This window comes from Ulvibacterium sp., from assembly GCF_965228935.1.
In the GTDB taxonomy this organism is placed as follows: Bacteria; Bacteroidota; Bacteroidia; order Flavobacteriales; family Flavobacteriaceae; genus Ulvibacterium.
Genome location: NZ_OZ245846.1, coordinates 881,964 through 902,059 on the forward strand (window position 1 = coordinate 881,964; position 20,096 = coordinate 902,059).

Below are 20,096 nucleotides of genomic sequence, written 5' to 3' on the forward strand. Positions count from 1 at the left end.
AGGGCAATATGGTTGAGAAGAAAAGAGAACTTGAAAAGAAAGCTGCACAGAAAGCTATTTTAAATGGAAGAAGTTTTGGCAAGTTTGCCCACACCTTTAGAGTTGATTCTCAACCCGATATCATACATTATTTTTGCCCTATATGGAGGGTTGATGCTTTGGGAAGCCTTTTTCCCTGCACGAAATTTGCCCAAAGTCAGGTTTTGGAAACTGAAAGGAATGCTGGCCTTTGCCTTGTTCTTTTTCCTATCCTCATATCTACCTTTGTTTTGGGATGGCCATCTCGCCCATTATCAACTTTTTGACCTAACTGGTTTGGGAACCTTCGGTGGAGCCATTGTGGGTATACTTGTTTATGAATTTGGGGTCTACATATGGCACCGTGCCATGCATAAAAGTGACACACTTTGGAAGATATTCCACCAAATGCACCACAGTGCGGAACGTTTGGATAGCTATGGGGCGTTTTACTTCAGTCCAATGGACATGATTGGCTTTACCTTTCTGGGGAGTTTGTGCCTGGTGGTAGTAGCCGGATTTACTCCCGAGGCAACGACATTGATAATTCTCGGAACCACGTTCCTATCCATTTTTCAGCACAGCAATATCAAGACCCCTAGATGGTTGGGCTACATCATACAAAGGCCAGAGGCGCATGCCATACACCATGCCAAGGGTATACATGCCTATAACTATTCTGATATTTCTTTGTTTGATATGCTGTTTGGCACTTTCAAAAATCCAAAGGGGTATGAACACGAAACAGGATTCTATAAGGGCGCATCAAATAAGGTATGGGAAATGATAACCTTTAAGGACATAAATAAAGAATAGGATTTATGGAATCGATAAAGTGGGAATGGTCGATAGTAGTTTTTACTATGATCATGCTGGTGATCGCATCCTGTAGCAAAGATGAGGAATTTGAAAGCCCTATACCCAATGACCCAAAAGAGGAGGTGATTTTACTTCCGGTGGTTGTTCATGTAATGCACAAGGGAGAAAGGGTTGGGGAAGGCCCCAACATTTCAGAAGAACGGATTAAAAGGCAAATTGAGATTCTTAACGAAGACTTCAGGAGAAAGGAAGGTACCAGAGGATTTAACGATCACCCTGATGGAGGAGATACTAAAATTGAATTTGTCCTTGCCAAACAGGATCCCGACGGAATGCCTATCAATGGCATCAATCGAATTGATACCACCGAAGTACAGGTTCCCATATTGGGATATAATCAGAACCATTTTGCGCAATATGCTTACTGGGATCCCAGTGAATATATTAACATATGGACTACCCCTTTGCCACAATCGACGGAATGTCTGGTATTGGGTATTTCAACTTTGCCAGAAACGGATCTTCCCGGAATTAAACCTTCATCTTGGCCAGGACCCAATGATGCAGAAGGTATTTTAATCAATTGGATACATTTTGGAGCGTCTAACATAGATTGCTTTGCCAAATTTGGAAGGACCTTAACTCATGAAATGGGGCATTATCTGGGGCTGCTGCATCCCTGGGGAGCGGGAGATTGCGAAAACAACGATTATTGCGATGACACTCCAGCGGTTGATAAGCCGGTTTATGGAAACCAATCCTTTTTGGGTTGTGCCGGGGAAACCGTTATGATGGGCAACTACATGAACTGGTCCCATGATGAGGTCATGAACATATTCACAAAAGACCAAATAGCCCGAATGCACTATGTTTTGGAAAACCATGAGGGTAGAAAAGCCCTACAAAGCAGTCCGGCTTTGGATTGACTTTGCTAAGACAATAAAAAGAACGAAACACTCCTGATTATACCAAATTAAAACGAATCTCTTAGAAAGTTCCCTATTTCATTCATGCCCTTCCCATTCGACAGTGGCCTTAATTCATTTCATTAAACAAAAACAATATGACAGAAAGATCTGGTTTTTCCAGTAAGATTGGATTTATAGCCGCCGCGGCAGGTTCTGCTGTTGGTTTAGGGAATATTTGGAAATTCCCCTTTGAAGTAGGTGAAAGCGGAGGTGCCGCTTTTGTAATAGTTTATCTGGCCTTTTGTCTTATTCTTTGCTTTCCGTTGATGGTAGCGGAAATTGCAATCGGTAGAAAGGCCCAAAGAAATCCCGTTGGTGCGTTCATTGCCCTGGGACACGAAAAGTGGTCCTTCGTGGGCAAGTTGGGCATCTTGTCCTGCGTTTTGATCTTGTCTTTCTATAATGTGGTTGCCGGTTGGTGTTTTGGCTATTTTATAGAAATACTGTTTGGAAATTTTTCTATTGGAGGACAGTTTCCCGTTTTCGTTAAGGACATCATTAAGGTAGGAAGCTATTCCATTCTCTTTATGGCTACCACTGCCTATATTGTGTCCAGAGGAATTTCCGGAGGAATTGAAAAGGCTGCAAAAATATTGATGCCTGTTTTGTTCATTATTATATTGTTGTTGGCGGGCTATGCCATGACTCTGCCCGGTGCATCCAAAGCGGCACAGTTTTACCTTTTTCCTGATTTTTCCAAGATTACCGGTGAAGTGGTCTATAATGCCTTGGGGCATGCATTCTTCTCCCTCTCTTTGGGAATGGGGGCCATGATAACCTATGGAAGCTATGTAGGCAAAAAGGACAATATCATTTCTTCCGCGGTGGCCATAACCCTATTGGATGTGGGAATCGCATTTATGGCAGGACTTATGTTGTTCCCGATGGTAATCTCCCAAGGACTGGATACGCATGGAGGTGCCGGTTTGGTGTTTATGTCACTCCCTGGGGTATTCGGCAATATGGGCCCTGTTATGGGAATCGTGGTTGGAATATTGTTCTTCCTATTGTTGTCGTTCGCTGCTTTGACATCCACGGTGTCCATCTTGGAGATTCCCGTTTCCTACTTGGTTGACGAAAAAAGAATCAAAAGATCCAGAGCGGTTTGGCTGGTTGCAGCCGGAATTTTCATCTTGGGAATACCTTCATTGTCATCGAACGGCTATTCAGGTTTCTTCACAAAGTTTGTGACCTACTTTGGGGCGTCAGATCCAACCGATTTTATGACGTTCATTTCTGATGTGGCCAGCAATTCTTTCTTACCATTAAATGGCTTTCTAATGGCTCTTTTTGTTGCTTTCATTTGGAAAAAGGAAAACTTGTTCAAGGAGATTTCCAATGGCAGTAAGAATTTCTCGAATACCCTTGTTGCCAAATTTTTGGGATTCTCCATCAAATATTTGTGCCCTTGGATTCTTGGGTTTGTCTTTGTCCTGAATGTACTGGATAAATTCTTTGGGCTAACCTTATTCGGATAACAGAGTGGCAAACCAAGAAATCCATAAGCCACTAGCTGTTTTCAGGAAGTTTGGCAAATTCGAAATACGTGAAATGAACGCTGCGGATAGCGATTTGGTAAGAACGTTGATTTTACAAGTTAGAAGGGAAATCGATGCTCACGAAGAATACTTGAAAGACATAGAACTCGACAACATTTATGAATCCTACGCTGGAGAAAAATCGTTTTTCATGGTCCTCACACTCAATTGTAGGGTCATTGGCACCGTTGGTATTCTTCCACTATCCAAGATGAAGAATCGGGGTTGCGAGCTAAAAAAGTTCTACCTAGATAACGCATGGAGAGGACTTGGATTGGGAATGGAACTTATCAGATCTTGTCTGTACAAAGCTCGTGAAAAAGGATACCAAAACTGTTATTTGGAAACAGACCCCTTACTGCAAAGCGCAGGAAATCTATACAAAAGACTTGGCTTTAAACATGTCCCGGAAAATGAATATATTAATCTGCCCCCAACAAGATATAATTGGCACTTTAAACCCTTGACGGAAAGCTTCACAAATGTGTAGCGGTTGGCTCTTTAATTTGTTCAGTTCGCGAAAATATGTTTGCCATTTGAAACATAGGTTGTGAGTTATCCGCATAATCAAACTATTCAAAAAGTACAGAAATCATGACTTAGGTTGACGGTTTTAAATACTGTTGTTTACCTAAATTATGATTCTATCTCACAAGACAAAAATGGTTTTATTTACCCCCGCTACCGCCAGTCTCAAACTGGTGGTGCCTTCCAATTTCTATTACCACAAATCATACCTATGCACTTTTGACGGAGAATAGGGGCCATAGCGACTCAAACAAAAAAAACGCTCACTTTCATGGACGGCTTTGGTCTAGCCTTGCTGGGCTTCCTTCGACTTCGCCTGTCTGCCGACAGGCAGGCTCAGGGTAAACTTCTCGCCCAAGGCGCAAACGCAAAAAAGCCGCACCTTCGTGCAGCTTTTTGGTCTCGCTCTGCTCCCCCTCTTGGGCTCGAACCAAGGACCCTCTGATTAACAGTCAGATGCTCTAACCAACTGAGCTAAGGAGGAAGGTATTCGATCAATTTTTTTTGCCCCAGCAGTCTTAAACTCTAAGGGCCTGCCTGCCGTAGCTACATTTCTTTTAGCGTAGGCGGGTGCAAATATAATCGTTTTTTTTGTTGCCCCCAACAAAAACAGCCCTACTATTTAAAAAGCCATTTGTACAGATCGTTTCCGTTGGCAAACAACAATAGAGCGATCAACAAAAAGAATCCGACCATTTGGGCATATTCCAAAAATTTGTCACTGGGTTTTCTGCCCGTAACCATCTCATACAGCAAAAAGGTTACATGGCCGCCATCCAATGCGGGTATGGGCAATATGTTCATAAAGGCAAGTATTATGGAAATAAAGGCCGTAGTGTTCCAAAAGGCGGGCCAGTTCCAGGTGCTGGGGAAGAGCCCCCCGATTGCGGCAAACCCTCCCACTCCTTTATAGGCACCGGTTTCTGGATTGAAAATCTTCTTGAGCTGCTTCACATAACCTGAAAGGGTGGTAACGCCCTTGTCTATTCCGGCGGGGATGGCCTCAAAAAAGGAATACTTCTTGGTCTCGATTTTAAACAGGCCCCTATCGGCCAATTCCTGCATCGTAAGACCCCCAATTACCACGCCCAATTTGCCCTCCTCATTTACCTTGGCCGAAATGACTTCTGTGGTACCATTCTCACGTTTAACGGTCAAATCCAGGTTTCCTCCCTTATTCGCTTCCAAATAGGGAATAATTTCGTCCCTATAGGTAACGGAATTTCCATTGACCGCAACAACTTCGTCCAATTCCCTAAATCCAGAGTCCAAGTTATGCGATTCCTTGGGCACCTGCCCAATTACAAACGGCAATCTATAGCTTAAAAACTGAATCCTGTCCTCATCCTCCAAGAGCGTGGCAATAAAATTCACCGGGATTTCTTTTTCTATGATCCGCCCATCCCGCTCAATGGTAATGGAATTACCATTTACGATTTCCATAAAAACCTTTCCAAACTCCTCTATCTCGTCCCCGTCGACGGCAATGATCTTATCGCCGGTCTGGATACCTATCTCATCCCCTATTTCCGGTTCCATTACGGCTATGCCATCCTTTAGGCTATTCATGGGCACATACTGATCCCCGTAGGCATACGCCATACCGATATAAATTAAGACCGCCAATACAAAGTTTACCGTAACCCCTCCCAACATAATGATCAAGCGTTGCCAAGCCGGCTTGCTCCGAAACTCCCACGGTTTGGGCTCCTCCTTCATGGCCTCGGTATCCATGCTTTCATCGATCATGCCCGAAATCTTTACATAACCTCCTAGTGGCAGCCATCCGATTCCATAAACGGTTTCCCCAATCTTTTTCTTGAATAGCGAAAACTTGACATCAAAAAACAGGTAGAATTTTTCCACTCGGGTCTTAAAAAGCTTGGCTGGTATAAAGTGCCCCAGCTCGTGTAGTACGATCAAAATGGACAGGCTTAAAAAAAATTGAATGGTCTTTATCAATATGGGACTCATGGCATTATCTAATAATTCAATCGCACAAAAGTAAGCGTTTACCCTCTGTAAAAAAAAGAAAGCTGAAAAGGCTCCTCCTATTTAAGAAAGTTTTGGCAAGAAGGCGGGCCATATTTCTTGAAAGCTTTCGGGACGTGCCGTATCTTTGTAAGAAAATCGGATGGGCAATTTTTTTGGCAAGTTCAAACTTTTTGGGATAGTGCTTCTTTCCCTTTCGGCCGTCATCGTATATCTATTTTACAATGCGCTGCAACCCAATAAAACCCTGCCCGTTTACCAACCTTCCATGGTGAACCCGGAATTGGTGGACAGCACCGTACATCATGTTCGAAAATATCATACCATAGCCGATTTTTCGCTAACGAACCAAAATGGAAAGACCATTACGCAAGCGGATTATAGGGACAAAATATACGTGGCGGATTTCTTCTTTACCACCTGCCCCACCATTTGTCCCATAATGACCAAAAACATGGCCGGAATCCAGGAGGAAATCAAGGGCGATAAGGAAATCTTGCTTTTGTCCCATTCGGTAACCCCCCAAATTGATTCCGTTGCCCAGCTCAAAAGATATGCTCTGGAAAAAGGGGTCTTGGACGAAAAATGGAACCTGGTCACCGGGGATAAAAAACAAATCTATGATTTGGCCCGAAAATCGTATCTGGCCGTTAAAACGGATGGTGATGGCGGCCCTTTCGACATGATACATACCGAGAATTTTATTCTGGTGGATAAGGAAAGGCGCATCCGGGGCTTTTATGATGGCACCGACCCCGAGGACATAGACAAGTTGTTAAATGACCTAAGAATCTTGAAAGATTCCTACCTGGAATAAAAATAAACCATCCCCTTTTCAAGATAAGATCGTCGGCACTTTTTGAATTCCAAATAAAGGGACGGTTATTTTTGGACAGCCGAACACGGCGACCATAGATACTAACTATGCCAAAATTGGTTCTTTTTTGGGGTTTCGATGTAGCAAACCGAGAATTTTACGTTACATTTGCCCTTAATTAAAATGAATCTAAATAAGGTTGGCCATTACCGTAGCACATCTCAAGCAAGGGCAGAAAGGGATTATCAAGGAATTTGAGAAAGATATCCTTCCCATTAAATTGCTGGAACTGGGATGTCTGCCCGGAAATCAAATTGAACTGCTACAAGTAGCCCCCCTAAAAGACCCCATCTACATCAATGTAAACGGGTCGCATATTGCCATACGTCGTTCCGTGGCACTACAAATTGAATTGGAAATCTTGGATGATGTTTCTACGGTATGAGCAAGCAGATCAAGGTAGCGCTTATCGGTAATCCCAATACGGGGAAAACATCGGTCTTTAACCAACTTACGGGACTTAATCAAAAAGTAGGCAACTATCCGGGCATCACCGTGGAAAAAAAAGAAGGTGTCTGTAAACTGCCCAGGGGCGTAAAGGCCCACATTCTAGATCTCCCCGGTACATACAGTCTCAATACCACTTCCCTGGACGAGAGTGTGGCCGTAGAACTGCTCCTGAACAAAAATGACAAGGACCATCCGGATGTAGCTATCGTTATTTCCGATGTGGAGAACCTAAAACGGAACCTGTTCCTGTTTACCCAGATCAAGGACCTCAAAATCCCCACGATACTGGTAATCAATATGTCCGACCGGATGTCCAGAAAGGGAATCACCATCGACGTTCCGTTGCTCGAGGAAAAGCTGCAAACCAAAATTGCCTTGATAAGTACCCGAAAAGGCACAGGTATTGATCATCTAAAAGAGCTGATCGCCGACTATAAAAGCTTGCCATCTTCCCCCAATGTGGACATTACCGTAATTTCCAAGGACTATTTTGAACGATTGAAGAATGCTTTCCCCAAGGAAGATCTGTACAAGCTTTGGTTGGTCATTACACAGGATGTAAACTTTATGCCCATTGAAAAAAGGTCGCTAAAAAATGCGGCCACCTTTGCGGTCAAATCAAAATCGGAGCTAAAGCGTTTGCAACAAAAAGAAACGATTCTACGGTATAAATTCATAAACGATGTCCTTAAGGAAACCTATAAGGTAGACAGCAATGCGGCCAAAGGCTTCCGAGCGACTTTGGATCGAATATTGACCCATAAGGTCTTTGGATATCTTATTTTCTTCACTATCCTCTTGACCATTTTTCAGGCCATTTTTGATTGGAGTACCTACCCCCAAGATCTTATCGACGAGCTATTTGCATCCGCCAGTGAATGGGTGAAAAGTACGTTACCGGAAGGGGCCTTTACCGATTTGATCGCCGAAGGTATCTTGGCCGGTATTGGGGGCATCGTTATATTCATTCCCCAAATCGCTTTTTTGTTTCTGTTCATTTCCCTTTTGGAGGAATCAGGCTATATGAGCCGTGTGGTCTTTTTAATGGATCGGCTAATGCGCCCCTTTGGCCTAAGTGGAAAGAGTGTGGTACCCTTAATTTCAGGAACCGCCTGTGCCATTCCCGCGGTCATGGCCACCCGTACCATAGAGAATTGGAAAGAGAGGCTGATTACCATTCTGGTGGTTCCGTTTACCACCTGCTCCGCAAGATTGCCCATTTACCTCATCATCATTGCGCTCGTTATTCCGGAAGGGCGCTTTTTGGGATTGGGGTATCAACCCTTGACATTGATGTTGTTATATCTCATCGGTTTTGGGACGGCCATATTTGCCGCCATGATACTGAACAAGATCCTAAAAATAAAAAGTAGAACCTTTTTTGTGGTAGAGATGCCCAGTTACAAAATGCCGTTGCTTAAAAATGTGGTGTACACGGTATGGGAAAAAACCAAAAGCTTTGTCCTGGGAGCTGGAAAAATTATCCTGGCCATATCCATAGTGCTTTGGTTTTTAGGTTCCAATGGATATTCAGAGGAATTTGAAAATGCGGAAACCATAGTGAAGCAGCGCATTGAAAGAGAGGGATTGTCCGCATACAGTCTAGGGTATATGGAACGCAAGTTGAATGAATATAAAAATTCAACCCCGGTCAGTGTCATCGATACCGAACGCGCCATAAGTCTTAAGGCCATGCAGGATTCCCTGGCAGCCATAACCTTGGATCTGGAGCAAAGGGCCGTTGAACAGGAAATAGCCAGCCATAAGCTGGAGCATTCGTACATTGGGCAAATGGGAAAGGCCATTGAACCCTTGGTGAGACCTTTGGGTTACGATTGGAAAATTGGAATCGCTCTCCTCACTTCCTTTGCCGCACGTGAAGTATTTGTGGGTACCCTGGCGACCATCTATAGCGTTGGTAGCGATGAGGAGGAGACCATCAAAACCCGTATGGCGGTAGAAGTGAATCCCAGAACCAAAAAACCCTTGTTCAACTTGGCGTCAGGTATTTCAATTCTACTGTTCTATGCCTTTGCCATGCAATGCATGAGCACCTTGGCCATTGTAAAACGGGAGACCAATAGTTGGAAATGGCCCATAGCGCAATTACTGTTTATGAGCGTTTTTGCGTATATTGTAGCTCTAATCGCCTATCAATTTATTAAATAGGATTTTGGAAAATGGAGTTTCTTCAACCCATATTGGTTTACATCACCCTCGCCTTGGCAGTGGGCTACCTTATTTATAAATTCCTATTGCCCAAATCCATTTTCGCTTCAAAAAAGGGAAAGAAAAGCGCTTGTGGGCAAAACGATTGCGGATGTCATTAAGGGTGTCCACAATCATCCATTCTAGCTTGTTAAAAAAACAATAAATCCAGCCAAAAAAATCCTAAAAAGTATGGTTTTCCTAGGTACTATGCTTTAGTTTGTCGGAAAATTGATCCTGCATGGGCAAAGTTGCATCCGCTTTTACCCTTATTGTTCTGTTCCTTGGTATCGAAAATGCCAGTGCCCAGATCCTAAATGCAAGGATTGTGGATTCCGTCACCTCAAAACCAGTTCCCTACGTCACCGTACAGTTGAAAAAGCGCGGAATGATCACCAACGAGGAGGGACGTTTTTCGTTTCGACTGGAAGAAAACATTCAAGCCTCGGATTCATTGTTTATTTCCTGTATCGGCTATGAATCTATTGGAAAGCCCATCTCCGAGTTTAAGGAGAACACCATTTATCTAAGACCCAAGGCCATAGAACTGAAAGAGGTCATTGTTTCCAACAAGAATTATACCCCCCGTGAAATCTTGGAGGAGGTGAAAAAAAATCTGGAAAGGAATTATCATCTGGAATTGACCAAGAAGCGATTGTTCCTTAGGGAATCGTATCACCAAAACATCGTAAAGGGGGATTATGTCCTCAAGAAATCGACCATTCCCGCATTTAACACCAATTTTTTGGACAGCGTAAAAAATACCTTCCCCAAAAACAACAGTTACTATACCGAAATGTTGGGCGACCTGTATGGTGCCAGCAAGGCCAAGGAACAAAAGTTGGCCATTATAAAGGCATCCGAACTGTATGACAAAAGCAAGACTTTGGACGCGGAAACCTTGGAAAAGAAGTTCAATTCCATTGTAAAGGAAAACATAAAAACGGATTCCTATTTCAAAATCAAATCCGGATTATTCGGTACAAAGGTGGATGCCGATGAACTTTTCGAAACCGAGGTAGACTCCAGTGATGTGGAAGCCCTGAACGAGCACTTAAAGAAAACCCGGGAAAACGAGCAGGAGCGCAAAGAGTTCTTTGCCAATTACAAAAGGCGCACTTTGGGGAATCTTTACAAAAACCTGCCCGTTTTCAAGAATTCGGATTACAACGTTATCTTTAAACCAAGACGCTATATCCTCACTTTGGAGGATTATACCTATTTGGGGGACGATGCCGTCTATGTACTTCGTTTTGAACCGGAGAATTCCGAGGATTTCAAGGGTAGGCTTTATATCAACTCCGACGATTTTGCCGTTATCCGGATGGACTTTGAGAACGTTGAGACCTTACGGAATTTTAAGCTTCTGGGTATTTCCTTTAACGAATATCTGGCAAAGGGGAGGATGATCTTTTCAAAAGGAAAGGATGGCAAATATCAATTGCGTTATTATGAGATAACCAAGGGAAACCGTATAGGTTTTAAAAGACCCTTGAAAATAATAGAAAAAAACAAAAACGTTCGTGGACGCCGAAAGCAAAATGAACTTTCCTTAAAAATCGATGTCGCGGTCAGTGGCAAAAATCGCTATGAACTGGTTGTTTTCGATGTCGATCCGATCAACGAGGCCCAATATGAAAACCTTAGGGAAAACAATTCCATACTCCCTACCTATATGCCCAACTACGATCCGGAATTTTGGTCCGGGTATGATATCATAGAACCCAATACCGCCATTAAGGAATTTGTTTCGGAAGCCGAACTGGAGGATTAACAAGACCTATACCGTACAAACTTATTCCCCTTTAACTCTTGTTTCTTTATTCCTGGAGCATATTCCCTGTAAAAAATCATTTTTTGCGTCCGGGGATGTAACCTTTTGTATTTTTCCTGCTATATAATATTGAATGTCACCTAAAGACTTTCTCTTTTGAAGGAGCAAACAGACGAGATTATCATGGCCATGGTAGCCCAAGGGAACCTGGACCTATTGAAGGTACTTTTTAAAAGACATCACCTTCATGTCTATAATTTTCTCTACAAGATGTGTAGGGACAGGATGTTGAGTGAAGATGTTACACAAGAGGTATTTTATAACATAATGCGGTATAGGGCATCCTATAAAAATGGAAAGTTTGTCTCATGGATGTTTACCATTGCGAGAAATTGTCTCAAAAAACATCTTAAAAAGAACCAGATGGATCATGAAGATTTGGATGACGTTTCCTATAGATTAACCGTAAACGAAGCACCCAAGGAAGACTATACCCATTTACAAAAAGCTTTGGACAAGCTCAACCCCTCCGATAAGGAACTGTTGGTCTTAAACCGGTTTCAGGAAATTAAGTATGCCGAGTTGGCCCACATAGTCGGCAGTACGGAGGGAGCGGTGAAGACAAAGGTGAGCCGGGCCCTAAAAAAATTGAAAGCAATCTATTTTGAAAATTTATGACGATGGACAAAAAGCAGGTTATTGATTTACTTCCGGACTACCTGGATGGGGTTTTGGATCCCGTTCAAAGACAAAAAGTAGAGGCCTATTTAAAGGAATGTCCTGAATGCAGGAAAGAATTGGAGCAACTAAAAACTCTTTTTGATGCCTTTGCCAATGAAGAAATGGCAGTGCCATCGAATCGGGTCGAGGCCAATTTCCTCAAACTTTTGGAGCAGGAAAAACAGGAAGCGGCCAAGGTGGTTCCCTTGAATTCCAAGCACGCCCCTTCAAAATCGGGCTGGGGAAATCTTTTAAAGATAGCAGCCAGTATTGCTGCCCTGGTAGGTTCGTTTCTACTGGGCCAATATCTAGAGGAACGCGAATCCCGTATGGAAATAGCCACCTTGCAGGACAAGGGCCTGGAATTAAGACAAACGGCCATGCTTTCCCTTATGGAGAACAAGTCGGCCAGTAGGCGCATTCAGGGGGTCAACTATATCGACGAGTTCGGGAATCCTGATGAAACCATTGTAAAAGCGTTGACCGATAGAATGTTGCACGACGAAAATACCAATGTACGCATGGCGTCCGCAGAAGCGCTGGAAAAGTTTACGGCTTCTGAAATCGTAAAAAACGCCTTCATCCAAGCCTTGAAGGTCGAGAAGGATCCCGGAATACAAATTACGATTATCCAGACCTTGGTCCGTATCCAGGAAAAGAAGGCCGTAATACCGTTAAAGGAGTTGATGCAGCAGGACGGAACCCAACCCTTTGTTAAGGAACAAATTGAATCACTATTGCCGAGTATTATATAAACACAAGTGCTGAGCCTTGTCGAAGCATCAAAAAACGAAGCATCATGAAGTTACTTAAAATCACATTTTTATTAAGTTTTATTTGCACCGGAATATGGGCGCAGGAAGATTACACAAAATCCCTAAACGGAATCGAATGGGTAAAGGTCGAATCCAAAAATGACATCGTTGTCAAAACACACGCCAGTGACCAACTTTTGATCAAGGGAGGGTCATCTTATAAAATTCCCGAAAGGGCCAAAGGATTGCGCTTGGTCGGGGAGAGCGGTTCGGACAATACCGATGTTGGGTTTTATGTTATCCAGGAAGGAACCGACCTCTTGGTAAGAAATCTAAGAAAATCGCAACGTGCCGAAATCTATTTACCGGCAAAACAAAATATCTCGGTTAGGACCAACTGGCAGGGCAGTATCAAAATTTCAGGATTCCGGGGGGAGATAGAGGCAACCGCAGAATTGAACGGGAGCATCAAAATCGAGGACGTAAGCGGGCCTTTGACCGCCAATACCTTAAATGGCGAAGTAGAGGTACAGTTTACAAACGTGAGCCAGGATTCTCCGATAACCATCTATTCGACCAATGGTGTATTGGATATTACGATGCCGGAGAATACCCCTGCCGACTTTAGTCTAGGCACGGTCAACGGATCCATATATACCAATTTTGAAATCAGCTTGCCGGACAAGGACGGCCTAAGGGCCATTGCCTCCAAAAAGGTAAAGGGGACGGTCAACAACGGGGGCGTGGATATTAAATTGAGCACCACCAACGGAAACATTTATCTCAGAAAAAAATAATCGAAAAAACAGAACGGTCATGAAAAAAATAACGGTAGTATTGCTAGGCCTCATCAGCCTACAGGTCGGCGCACAGAAAATCATTGAGAAGAACATTGATTATAAAAATCAATTTATAGACGTGGATGTGAAATTCGCTTCCATGATAGAGGTAAAGTCGTGGGACAGATCCTCGGTCTATTTTAAGGCGGACATCCATACCGAGGACGAAAAATTCCTAGACCTTTACAATTTGGATGTTAGTACAAGTAATACTCGGATTGCCATTACTTCGGAAGCCGAACCCATCTTTAAGGCCTATCGTGAGGATTGTATCAAAAACAATCCCGATAGAAGAAAGTACTGCTACAACACGGGGGACCTGTATGAGTTCAATTATGTACTCCATGTTCCTAAAAATGCCCGGGTCAAGATCAGTAGTATTAACGGCGATCTAAAATCCGAGGTCATTGAGGGCGATTTCACCGTCGATTTGATCAACGGGGATATCGAAATTGCCCAATATGCCGGGGAACTTGATCTAAGTACCATCAATGGGGAAATTGACCTTAAAATGATCGATGCCGATTTGGTCGCCGAAACCATTCATGGGGATATTTATGCCGATGCAAAGTTAAAGTTCAAATCTACGGACCGCCATGTAGGTCAAAAAATATCCGGCCGAACCGCAAATGGCAAGAACAGTTTGCGCCTGAACACTATCAATGGGAATATGTATCTAAGATTATAGGGATTGTTAAAGGGTCGGTCGTAAACTATGTTCTTACAACCAATTTGTTTTCCATTAAATAAAAAAACGCCGACCCTGAAAAATACAGGGCAACATCCCAAAAATCCGCTGTATAGCGCAAATTAATCCTGGGCAGATAATACTCAAAATAAACGCTGTAAAATAGGGTGAGCGTCAAAATCAAGGGCCATGGCAACCGTATCGTGTTATTCCGCTTCAGCTTGCGTATAGTAAATTGACCTATAAAAAGTACGGTGGGCATACACAAAAAATCGTTCAAGTAATTGTTGATCCACTGTGGAAGGGCAACGCTCATTTTTTGCAGGCTAAAAACAATCGCCGCCGTTAAACAAAACAGTGGAAAGTACAAGGCCTTTAGCCCCTTTGGTATGGTTTGGATATTCCTTGATTCTAAATTGGGCATAATTTACTGCTTTAAGCTGCAATATAGGCGAATATATAGGCCAAAAAAGCCCCGATGGCCAGCACTACCGCCCAAACGGAATAAAAAGCAAAAGCAACTATTCTTACAAGTGGATTGCCATGGTTGCGTACCTTTTCAAAAAAAGCGGTTATGGCATCAGGTTTCTCCAATTCTTCTTTTTTCTGCCTTTTCCTTTCCCGTTCCTCACGTTCCAATTTTCGACGAAGATTGGTATTGATCAACGCACCACAATTATTGCAATAATCACTGTTCTTCGTCATTTGGCCACACTTGGGGCACCTTCTGGTAATTTCATATCGCATAACCCAAAGTACTTCAGAAATAGAATCTATAGGGATCTTCCATAAACTTTATAAAGTTATGCGTAAAACCCCAAGGATAACCACCAAAACCTGTTAACTAAAGCCTAAAAGCGGGTTTAAACCGAATAGCATGATTCCCAAGGTACCGGACGGTACGAAGCGGTGGACCAGATGGTTCATGGCACACCTTACTATTGGCTAGATAAGATTCCCGATAAAAGAATACAGGAGCATTCCCCAACCGGCGACCAACACCAATCCTCCCAAGGGCGTAATGGGGCCGAGAAACCGCCATTTTCTTCCTTTGGAGGCACTCAACGTAAGCCCATAAATGCTAAATGAAAAAAGAAAGGTACCAATAATAAAACAATTGGCGATATAGCTTTCCAAAGGAGTGTTGAATCCAAAATTAAAACCCAGTACGATCAAAAGAAGCGCGTGATACATCTGATACTTTACACCGGTTTCAAAACTTTTTAGTTGTTCTTCCGTAAAGGATTTCTTGAGAGCGTGTGCCCCAAAAGCGCCAAATACAATCGCCAACAAGCCATATAGGGCCCCCATAAACTGAACCAGAAAAATTGTCTCCATAATCTGGGCAAAGATAAGCAGAGAATGGATTGCCATATCATAAAAAAACCTGTTAGGATGTTTCCTAACAGGCTGGTACATGGTTATAGTATTATACCCTTAAATTTGACTCAACCCTCCATCAACGGAAAGTTCTATTCCATTTACATAACTGGCCTCATCGGAAGCCAAGAACAATACGGCATCCGCTATTTCCTTGGGATTGCCGAAACGTTTTAAGGGATTCGCCTCGGCAAATCCTTGCCCCATTTCACTCACCACTTCCTGGGGCATCCCCATTTTGTCATAAATTGGAGTGGCAATCGGTCCCGGAGCTATGGAGTTAATACGAATTTGGCGCGGAGCAAGTTCCGTGGTAAGTACCCGGGCGTAAGCCCGCAAGGCACCTTTGGTGGCACTGTACACGGCCGCACCCTCAAATCCCTTTTGATGCACGATAGAGGTATTGAAGATTATACTCCCGCCATCATTTAAATGGGGAATGGCATACTTGGTCAAGAAGGCCGGTCCCTTGATGTTGATATCGAATTGGGAATCAAAATGGTCTTCGTCAATTTGATCTGCCGGTGCAAAGAAGGCTACCCCGGCATTCGCAAAGAGCACATCAATTTTGCCGTAGGCGTTAACGGCCTCCTGGATCAATTTTTCATTGTCCCCTGGTTTGGATTGATCGGCCAAAACCGCTTTGAAGTCCCCTTCAAGACCTTTGGCCACCTCGTCCAGGGCCTCTTTTCTTCGCCCTGAAAACACCACTTTGGCTCCTTCCTTTAAAAAACCTTTTACGGCCTCTAAACCTATTCCGGAATTTCCCCCGGAAATCACTACTACTTTGTTGTCGAATCTATTCATCGTATTAAAATTTTATTTTGAAACAATCGTTCCAAATATGATTAAAAAAATTTAAGCTATTACGTTAAGTGTATTCTTTATTATCTGTTGAAGCACTTTTTTATCCTTAATTAAAATCCCCGTCATTCTAAAACCTTGGAACGCATTGAACACAAAATGGGCATAATTTCTACAATCTTGTCGTTTATTGATTATGCCTAGCTCCTGACCCTCCCGTATCAAATTCTGAAAAGTGGACAGTGTTTGTTCCTGGGTATCCAAAAGCCACTCCCTAACATTATGGTCCTGATTCCCCATTTCCGCCTTACAATTTAATACAAAGCAACCTTTGTCTTTCTTATCGCCCGTTATCTCAGGTAAAAAGCCTTCAAAAATAAGTTGTATGGCCTCTAAGGGATTCTTGGCACTTATCAAGGCCTTTTGAAAGATTCCGCCAGTCTCCCTTTGATAACGGGACAAAGTAATCCGATAAAGCTCCAACTTTGAACCGAAGGAATTGTATATACTGGAACGATTTAGGCCGGTGGCATCCACTAAATCCTGCATGGAAGTTCCATTGTAACCCTTCTCCCAAAAAACGTGCATAGCGTTCTTCAGTGCTTTTTCCTTATCAAATTCTACTATCCTCGGCATTTTTACTTTATGGATGATCAAATATATATTGGAACATTCATTTCAAAAACTATTTAACAGATTTTTAAACATTACCTCTAGAAATTGGTTTAGAAATAGTAGGAAGCCTCGATACAATACATTAAAGCACCACAGTGATTTCCTTGTCGGAACGTAGCTCAAATGCGCACTCCGTGAAGCTCGGAGGGCCAAAGGTTTTCATCTTGGCATTGGAAAAGCCTATCTTTTCCTTGGGTATGCCCAGCCAATTGCGGTCGAGAACGTCGTTGCCATTCTCATCATGGAAAATAGCCACGGCATATTTACCGGGCGGGAGGCTCTCAATGGAAAGTTCGGTGGTGCCTTTCTGTGCCTTGGTGCTATCGAACTTAAATACCCCATCAAACTCCAGAAAGCCATTTTCATTATCATAAATGGCGACGCTTATTTTACCGTCAGATGTTTTTACTCCTTCTATGGAAATAGAAAGTCTGTTTTGGGCCAGGCCAAAAATCGGTAACAACAGAAAAACCAAAAACCTTTTTTTCATCGGTTCAAAAATAAAAACTCCAAAGCTTATAAACTCATTTTTTGGATGAAAATTGTAAGGGTAGGCTGTCCCTTTTGTTCTTCAAAAAATGGTACATTTTTTCATTCTCCAAAGAATCCCTCAGATTCATGTAGAGCCTTAACGAATCCTTATATACCAGTTTTATCTTAGGGTTGGGAAAATGATCCACATATACATACACCTTTTTGTCGGTAAGGGAATCCTTGAACTCCCTGAAAATGCCCTTTTCCCTTTCCAAGGCCGAAAATCCATTAAGGCGTTCCATAGGCGGGATCTTTTCCACCATCAATACACTGTCTAGCTCTGAAAACTTTATCTTGTTGTAATAAAATCCGGATAGTATTTGGATGTTACTGGCATTCGTCCTGATCCAATTTTTATAGTGGGCCATAAGGGCAAGCGTACAAATAATTACGGTAATGACCACTACTACATTCCAAAATTTATGTCGTTTTTTCGTTGCCATACCGCTTCTTGCGTTCCCTAAATTACAAACGATCCAAATGAATAAAAATTTTCAACGGATTTAAATTATATTCTTTATCAAAAGTCGGGATGGCGATAGGATCCAATCAACCCAAGTATATGCTTGCCAACAAAAGTGTATCCATATATACATGTGCCAGGATGAGTATGATCAAGCTATTTGTATACCGTATATGGAAAGTACCCAGTACCAGACCCATAAAGCCCGTTTGCACCATTCCGGTAACCCCCCAGGTATAATGGGCCAAGCCAAAAATCACGGCACTGATCAAAACCGAATAGGTCTTTCCGAATTTTATCCCCTCTAACAGCCATGAAATACGTTGAATGAGAAATCCGCGATATACCAACTCCTCCCCAAAGGAGGATACCAGGTAAACTCCCAATAACGATACCAAGAATACCCAAGGGTTTTCCCTCAAGTATAGATAGTTGTCAACATCGGGTTGAGCAGTGGTTCCGGTCAAGATGGACATGATCACGGATCCCAGTATAAAACTTAATAGGGCGATGACAAAAAGTAAAAAGGACCACAAAACTATTTTTAGGTAAATTTTCCAGTTCCAGATAGGTAATACCAATCCCAGGTCACGGAAATTTGACCTCCTAAGCCATTGCCCAAAACAGACCAAGGCTATCATGATTACATTGGCCAACCATACGACTCCCTGTTGCATCATTTGATTCCCCTGAAAAAATGGGGTAACTACCTGAATAAACAAAAGAACGATTCCAAAAATAAGCACCATTTCGATTAAGGTCGCCGACTTCTTGGATTCCAAATAGTTTCCCAACCTATCCCTTAGCGTATTCTTGAATTGACGATTCATAGTTTCTTACTTTTAGGTTACCCTGTAAAAGTAGAAGTGATATTCTGGAGAATGGTTTTACTTCAGGAAGACGAACCCTTTTTAGGATTTATCTTTGCAGACGAGGAAAGTCGAAATTGGGAAGGTGTTTGCTTGGTCTTCTTTTTGAAGATGGTGTTAAAGGACGACTTGGAAGAAAAGCCTACGGAATACATCACCTCCTGTATGGTCATGGTATTTTGGGTGTCCCGGAGTAATTTTTTGGCCTCGTCTATTCTATACGAATTCACAAAATCGAAAAAGTGCTTCTCGAAAGATTGGTTGATGATCTGTGAAAGTTCCTTTGGGGGAAGATCCAAAATCTTGGCCAGGTCAGTTAATGTAAGATCAGGATCTAAGTACCGTTTTTCCGTTTCCATTTGTAAAACCAATGCTTCCCTGAATCTATTTTGCTTATCGGCGGACAGGGTAGATCCGGAATACTTCTTTTTGGCCAAGGTTGAAAATGGAATTCCGGAAAATAGTTCGGAGTGCTTTAATGCCTTAAAAATTACTTTGTTTATGAAGTAAAAAAGAAACACGATAAAACCGAACAATATACCATTTACATAGGGCCTATATGAAGTATAGGGAACTACCGTCAGCAAAACGCCCAATACCCACAGTCCGATGAATGAATTTATCATAAAATGCAACCAATCCAAGTTGATCCTGGCCAGATTGGAATGATAGTCCTTCATTGCCTTGCCTTGTAAGGTCACCACACGTTTTGACAGCCACAGGTAAACTCCTCCATGTAGATAGGCTATAATTACAAACAGTATCGCCCCTTTTGGAAGATTGGCCTTGCTTATCGTCTCAAGCGCATACGCAATGGGGGCTTTCTCTAGAAAGTAGAAAGTCAGAAGTCCCAACAAGCATAGGATAAAGGGAACAAAATGAATCCATTTTTTTTTGAGGAACGGAAAATGTTCATCTACACAGGATAGGGTATACAGATAGATCAACGGCCCGAAAAGCAATAAAAAAGAATCGTCCAATAGTAAAAACAGCGGAAAGAAGGACCAAACATTATAAATCTGCAATAGGATATCCGTTGCGTTTATGGCCAATATCAGGAAAAAAGTGCCGAGCAGAAGATTACCGGTTCTGTTGCCTTTTTTGTTGGTCAATGAAAAAATAGCAATAAAGAATAGCTGAAAGGCTACAAGCAACAAAAGAATTGCGTTCAAATTCAGATTCATGTTCAAAGCTATT

At 42.5% G+C, this 20,096-nt stretch carries 22 protein-coding genes and 1 tRNA gene; 12 read left to right on the plus strand and 11 right to left on the minus strand.

Features of this window, described 5'->3' with window-relative positions; translation table 11 throughout:
• Positions 1-63 precede the first annotated feature (63 nt).
• The 4 genes from ACO06Y_RS03780 (at position 64) to ACO06Y_RS03795 (ending at position 3,833) form a co-directional block, all read left to right on the plus strand.
• A complete protein-coding gene (locus ACO06Y_RS03780; RefSeq protein ID WP_422082500.1) occupies positions 64-834 on the plus strand; it encodes a sterol desaturase family protein in 771 nt (256 codons plus the stop codon).
• A 5-nt stretch (positions 835-839) separates the two neighbouring features.
• A complete protein-coding gene (locus ACO06Y_RS03785) occupies positions 840-1,763 on the plus strand; it encodes a M43 family zinc metalloprotease (protein WP_422082501.1) in 924 nt (307 codons plus the stop codon).
• A gap of 137 nt (positions 1,764-1,900) precedes the next feature.
• Positions 1,901-3,283 carry a sodium-dependent transporter gene (locus ACO06Y_RS03790; protein WP_422082502.1) on the plus strand — a complete coding sequence of 461 codons (1,383 nt, stop codon included), beginning with the start codon at positions 1,901-1,903 and terminating at the stop codon, positions 3,281-3,283.
• A gap of 73 nt (positions 3,284-3,356) precedes the next feature.
• A complete protein-coding gene (locus ACO06Y_RS03795; RefSeq protein ID WP_422082503.1) occupies positions 3,357-3,833 on the plus strand; it encodes a GNAT family N-acetyltransferase in 477 nt (158 codons plus the stop codon).
• 448 nt (positions 3,834-4,281) lie between these two features.
• Here ACO06Y_RS03795 and ACO06Y_RS03800 read toward each other — a convergent pair.
• Together ACO06Y_RS03800 and rseP are read right to left on the minus strand one after the other, a co-directional pair.
• Positions 4,282-4,355, minus strand: a tRNA-Asn gene (locus ACO06Y_RS03800).
• A gap of 134 nt (positions 4,356-4,489) precedes the next feature.
• Complete coding sequence (gene rseP, locus ACO06Y_RS03805; RefSeq protein WP_422082504.1) at positions 4,490-5,845, minus strand: RIP metalloprotease RseP; 1,356 nt, start codon at positions 5,843-5,845, stop codon at positions 4,490-4,492.
• Positions 5,846-6,005: 160 nt separating this feature from the next.
• Between rseP and ACO06Y_RS03810 the strand changes: the two genes are divergently transcribed.
• The 8 genes from ACO06Y_RS03810 (at position 6,006) to ACO06Y_RS03845 (ending at position 14,174) form a co-directional block, all read left to right on the plus strand.
• Positions 6,006-6,680, plus strand: a complete 675-nt coding sequence (locus tag ACO06Y_RS03810) for an SCO family protein (RefSeq protein ID WP_422082505.1) — start codon at positions 6,006-6,008, stop codon at positions 6,678-6,680.
• 199 nt (positions 6,681-6,879) lie between these two features.
• Complete coding sequence (locus tag ACO06Y_RS03815; RefSeq protein WP_422082506.1) at positions 6,880-7,125, plus strand: FeoA family protein; 246 nt, start codon at positions 6,880-6,882, stop codon at positions 7,123-7,125.
• On the plus strand, positions 7,122-9,359 hold the full coding sequence (gene feoB / locus ACO06Y_RS03820) for a ferrous iron transport protein B (protein ID WP_422082507.1): 2,238 nt from the start codon (positions 7,122-7,124) through the stop codon (positions 9,357-9,359). Before ACO06Y_RS03815 ends, feoB begins: the two co-directional genes overlap by 4 nt.
• A gap of 280 nt (positions 9,360-9,639) precedes the next feature.
• Complete coding sequence (locus ACO06Y_RS03825) at positions 9,640-11,172, plus strand: carboxypeptidase-like regulatory domain-containing protein (RefSeq protein WP_422082508.1); 1,533 nt, start codon at positions 9,640-9,642, stop codon at positions 11,170-11,172.
• 156 nt (positions 11,173-11,328) lie between these two features.
• Positions 11,329-11,850: an RNA polymerase sigma factor gene (locus ACO06Y_RS03830; RefSeq protein ID WP_422082509.1), complete on the plus strand. Its 522-nt coding sequence runs from the start codon at positions 11,329-11,331 to the stop codon at positions 11,848-11,850.
• Positions 11,851-11,852: 2 nt separating this feature from the next.
• Entirely contained in the window at positions 11,853-12,647 is a 795-nt protein-coding gene (locus ACO06Y_RS03835; RefSeq protein WP_422082510.1) for a HEAT repeat domain-containing protein, read from the plus strand.
• A gap of 44 nt (positions 12,648-12,691) precedes the next feature.
• Positions 12,692-13,444, plus strand: a complete 753-nt coding sequence (locus ACO06Y_RS03840; protein WP_422082511.1) for a DUF4097 family beta strand repeat-containing protein — start codon at positions 12,692-12,694, stop codon at positions 13,442-13,444.
• 19 nt (positions 13,445-13,463) lie between these two features.
• Positions 13,464-14,174 (plus strand): hypothetical protein, encoded by a 711-nt coding sequence (locus ACO06Y_RS03845; protein WP_422082512.1) that lies wholly within the window; start codon positions 13,464-13,466, stop codon positions 14,172-14,174.
• A gap of 25 nt (positions 14,175-14,199) precedes the next feature.
• Here the strand turns inward: ACO06Y_RS03845 and ACO06Y_RS03850 are convergent, their stop codons facing one another.
• From ACO06Y_RS03850 to ACO06Y_RS03890, 9 genes are all read right to left on the minus strand, one after another.
• On the minus strand, positions 14,200-14,598 hold the full coding sequence (locus ACO06Y_RS03850; protein ID WP_422082513.1) for a hypothetical protein: 399 nt from the start codon (positions 14,596-14,598) through the stop codon (positions 14,200-14,202).
• Between the two features lie 11 nt (positions 14,599-14,609).
• Positions 14,610-14,879, minus strand: coding sequence for a hypothetical protein (locus ACO06Y_RS03855; RefSeq protein WP_422082514.1), 270 nt, complete (start codon positions 14,877-14,879; stop codon positions 14,610-14,612).
• Between the two features lie 240 nt (positions 14,880-15,119).
• Positions 15,120-15,512 (minus strand): DUF423 domain-containing protein, encoded by a 393-nt coding sequence (locus ACO06Y_RS03860; RefSeq protein ID WP_422084230.1) that lies wholly within the window; start codon positions 15,510-15,512, stop codon positions 15,120-15,122.
• Between the two features lie 99 nt (positions 15,513-15,611).
• Positions 15,612-16,361, minus strand: coding sequence for an SDR family NAD(P)-dependent oxidoreductase (locus ACO06Y_RS03865; protein ID WP_422082515.1), 750 nt, complete (start codon positions 16,359-16,361; stop codon positions 15,612-15,614).
• A gap of 51 nt (positions 16,362-16,412) precedes the next feature.
• Positions 16,413-16,994: a TetR/AcrR family transcriptional regulator gene (locus tag ACO06Y_RS03870; protein WP_422082516.1), complete on the minus strand. Its 582-nt coding sequence runs from the start codon at positions 16,992-16,994 to the stop codon at positions 16,413-16,415.
• A 121-nt stretch (positions 16,995-17,115) separates the two neighbouring features.
• Positions 17,116-17,523 (minus strand): DUF2141 domain-containing protein, encoded by a 408-nt coding sequence (locus ACO06Y_RS03875; RefSeq protein ID WP_422082517.1) that lies wholly within the window; start codon positions 17,521-17,523, stop codon positions 17,116-17,118.
• 34 nt (positions 17,524-17,557) lie between these two features.
• Positions 17,558-18,010, minus strand: coding sequence for a hypothetical protein (locus ACO06Y_RS03880; RefSeq protein ID WP_422082518.1), 453 nt, complete (start codon positions 18,008-18,010; stop codon positions 17,558-17,560).
• Positions 18,011-18,116: 106 nt separating this feature from the next.
• On the minus strand, positions 18,117-18,860 hold the full coding sequence (locus tag ACO06Y_RS03885) for a CPBP family intramembrane glutamic endopeptidase (protein WP_422082519.1): 744 nt from the start codon (positions 18,858-18,860) through the stop codon (positions 18,117-18,119).
• Positions 18,861-18,922: 62 nt separating this feature from the next.
• Positions 18,923-20,083, minus strand: a complete 1,161-nt coding sequence (locus ACO06Y_RS03890) for a helix-turn-helix domain-containing protein (protein WP_422082520.1) — start codon at positions 20,081-20,083, stop codon at positions 18,923-18,925.
• Positions 20,084-20,096: the final 13 nt, after the last annotated feature.

What these genes read in the sequence shown, in the direction of transcription:
- ACO06Y_RS03780 (WP_422082500.1), top strand. Translation starts at nt 64, where the DNA reads ATGGAAGAAGTTTTGGCAAGTTTGCCCACACCTTTAGAGTTGATTCTC.
- ACO06Y_RS03785 (WP_422082501.1), top strand. Translation starts at nt 840, where the DNA reads ATGGAATCGATAAAGTGGGAATGGTCGATAGTAGTTTTTACTATGATC.
- ACO06Y_RS03790 (WP_422082502.1), top strand. Translation starts at nt 1,901, where the DNA reads ATGACAGAAAGATCTGGTTTTTCCAGTAAGATTGGATTTATAGCCGCC.
- ACO06Y_RS03795 (WP_422082503.1), top strand. Translation starts at nt 3,357, where the DNA reads ATGAACGCTGCGGATAGCGATTTGGTAAGAACGTTGATTTTACAAGTT.
- rseP (WP_422082504.1), bottom strand. Translation starts at nt 5,845, where the DNA reads ATGAGTCCCATATTGATAAAGACCATTCAATTTTTTTTAAGCCTGTCC.
- ACO06Y_RS03810 (WP_422082505.1), top strand. Translation starts at nt 6,006, where the DNA reads ATGGGCAATTTTTTTGGCAAGTTCAAACTTTTTGGGATAGTGCTTCTT.
- feoB (WP_422082507.1), top strand. Translation starts at nt 7,122, where the DNA reads ATGAGCAAGCAGATCAAGGTAGCGCTTATCGGTAATCCCAATACGGGG.
- ACO06Y_RS03825 (WP_422082508.1), top strand. Translation starts at nt 9,640, where the DNA reads ATGGGCAAAGTTGCATCCGCTTTTACCCTTATTGTTCTGTTCCTTGGT.
- ACO06Y_RS03835 (WP_422082510.1), top strand. Translation starts at nt 11,853, where the DNA reads ATGGACAAAAAGCAGGTTATTGATTTACTTCCGGACTACCTGGATGGG.
- ACO06Y_RS03840 (WP_422082511.1), top strand. Translation starts at nt 12,692, where the DNA reads ATGAAGTTACTTAAAATCACATTTTTATTAAGTTTTATTTGCACCGGA.
- ACO06Y_RS03845 (WP_422082512.1), top strand. Translation starts at nt 13,464, where the DNA reads ATGAAAAAAATAACGGTAGTATTGCTAGGCCTCATCAGCCTACAGGTC.
- ACO06Y_RS03850 (WP_422082513.1), bottom strand. Translation starts at nt 14,598, where the DNA reads ATGCCCAATTTAGAATCAAGGAATATCCAAACCATACCAAAGGGGCTA.
- ACO06Y_RS03855 (WP_422082514.1), bottom strand. Translation starts at nt 14,879, where the DNA reads ATGACGAAGAACAGTGATTATTGCAATAATTGTGGTGCGTTGATCAAT.
- ACO06Y_RS03860 (WP_422084230.1), bottom strand. Translation starts at nt 15,512, where the DNA reads ATGGAGACAATTTTTCTGGTTCAGTTTATGGGGGCCCTATATGGCTTG.
- ACO06Y_RS03865 (WP_422082515.1), bottom strand. Translation starts at nt 16,361, where the DNA reads ATGAATAGATTCGACAACAAAGTAGTAGTGATTTCCGGGGGAAATTCC.
- ACO06Y_RS03870 (WP_422082516.1), bottom strand. Translation starts at nt 16,994, where the DNA reads ATGCCGAGGATAGTAGAATTTGATAAGGAAAAAGCACTGAAGAACGCT.
- ACO06Y_RS03875 (WP_422082517.1), bottom strand. Translation starts at nt 17,523, where the DNA reads ATGAAAAAAAGGTTTTTGGTTTTTCTGTTGTTACCGATTTTTGGCCTG.
- ACO06Y_RS03880 (WP_422082518.1), bottom strand. Translation starts at nt 18,010, where the DNA reads ATGGCAACGAAAAAACGACATAAATTTTGGAATGTAGTAGTGGTCATT.
- ACO06Y_RS03885 (WP_422082519.1), bottom strand. Translation starts at nt 18,860, where the DNA reads ATGAATCGTCAATTCAAGAATACGCTAAGGGATAGGTTGGGAAACTAT.
- ACO06Y_RS03890 (WP_422082520.1), bottom strand. Translation starts at nt 20,083, where the DNA reads ATGAATCTGAATTTGAACGCAATTCTTTTGTTGCTTGTAGCCTTTCAG.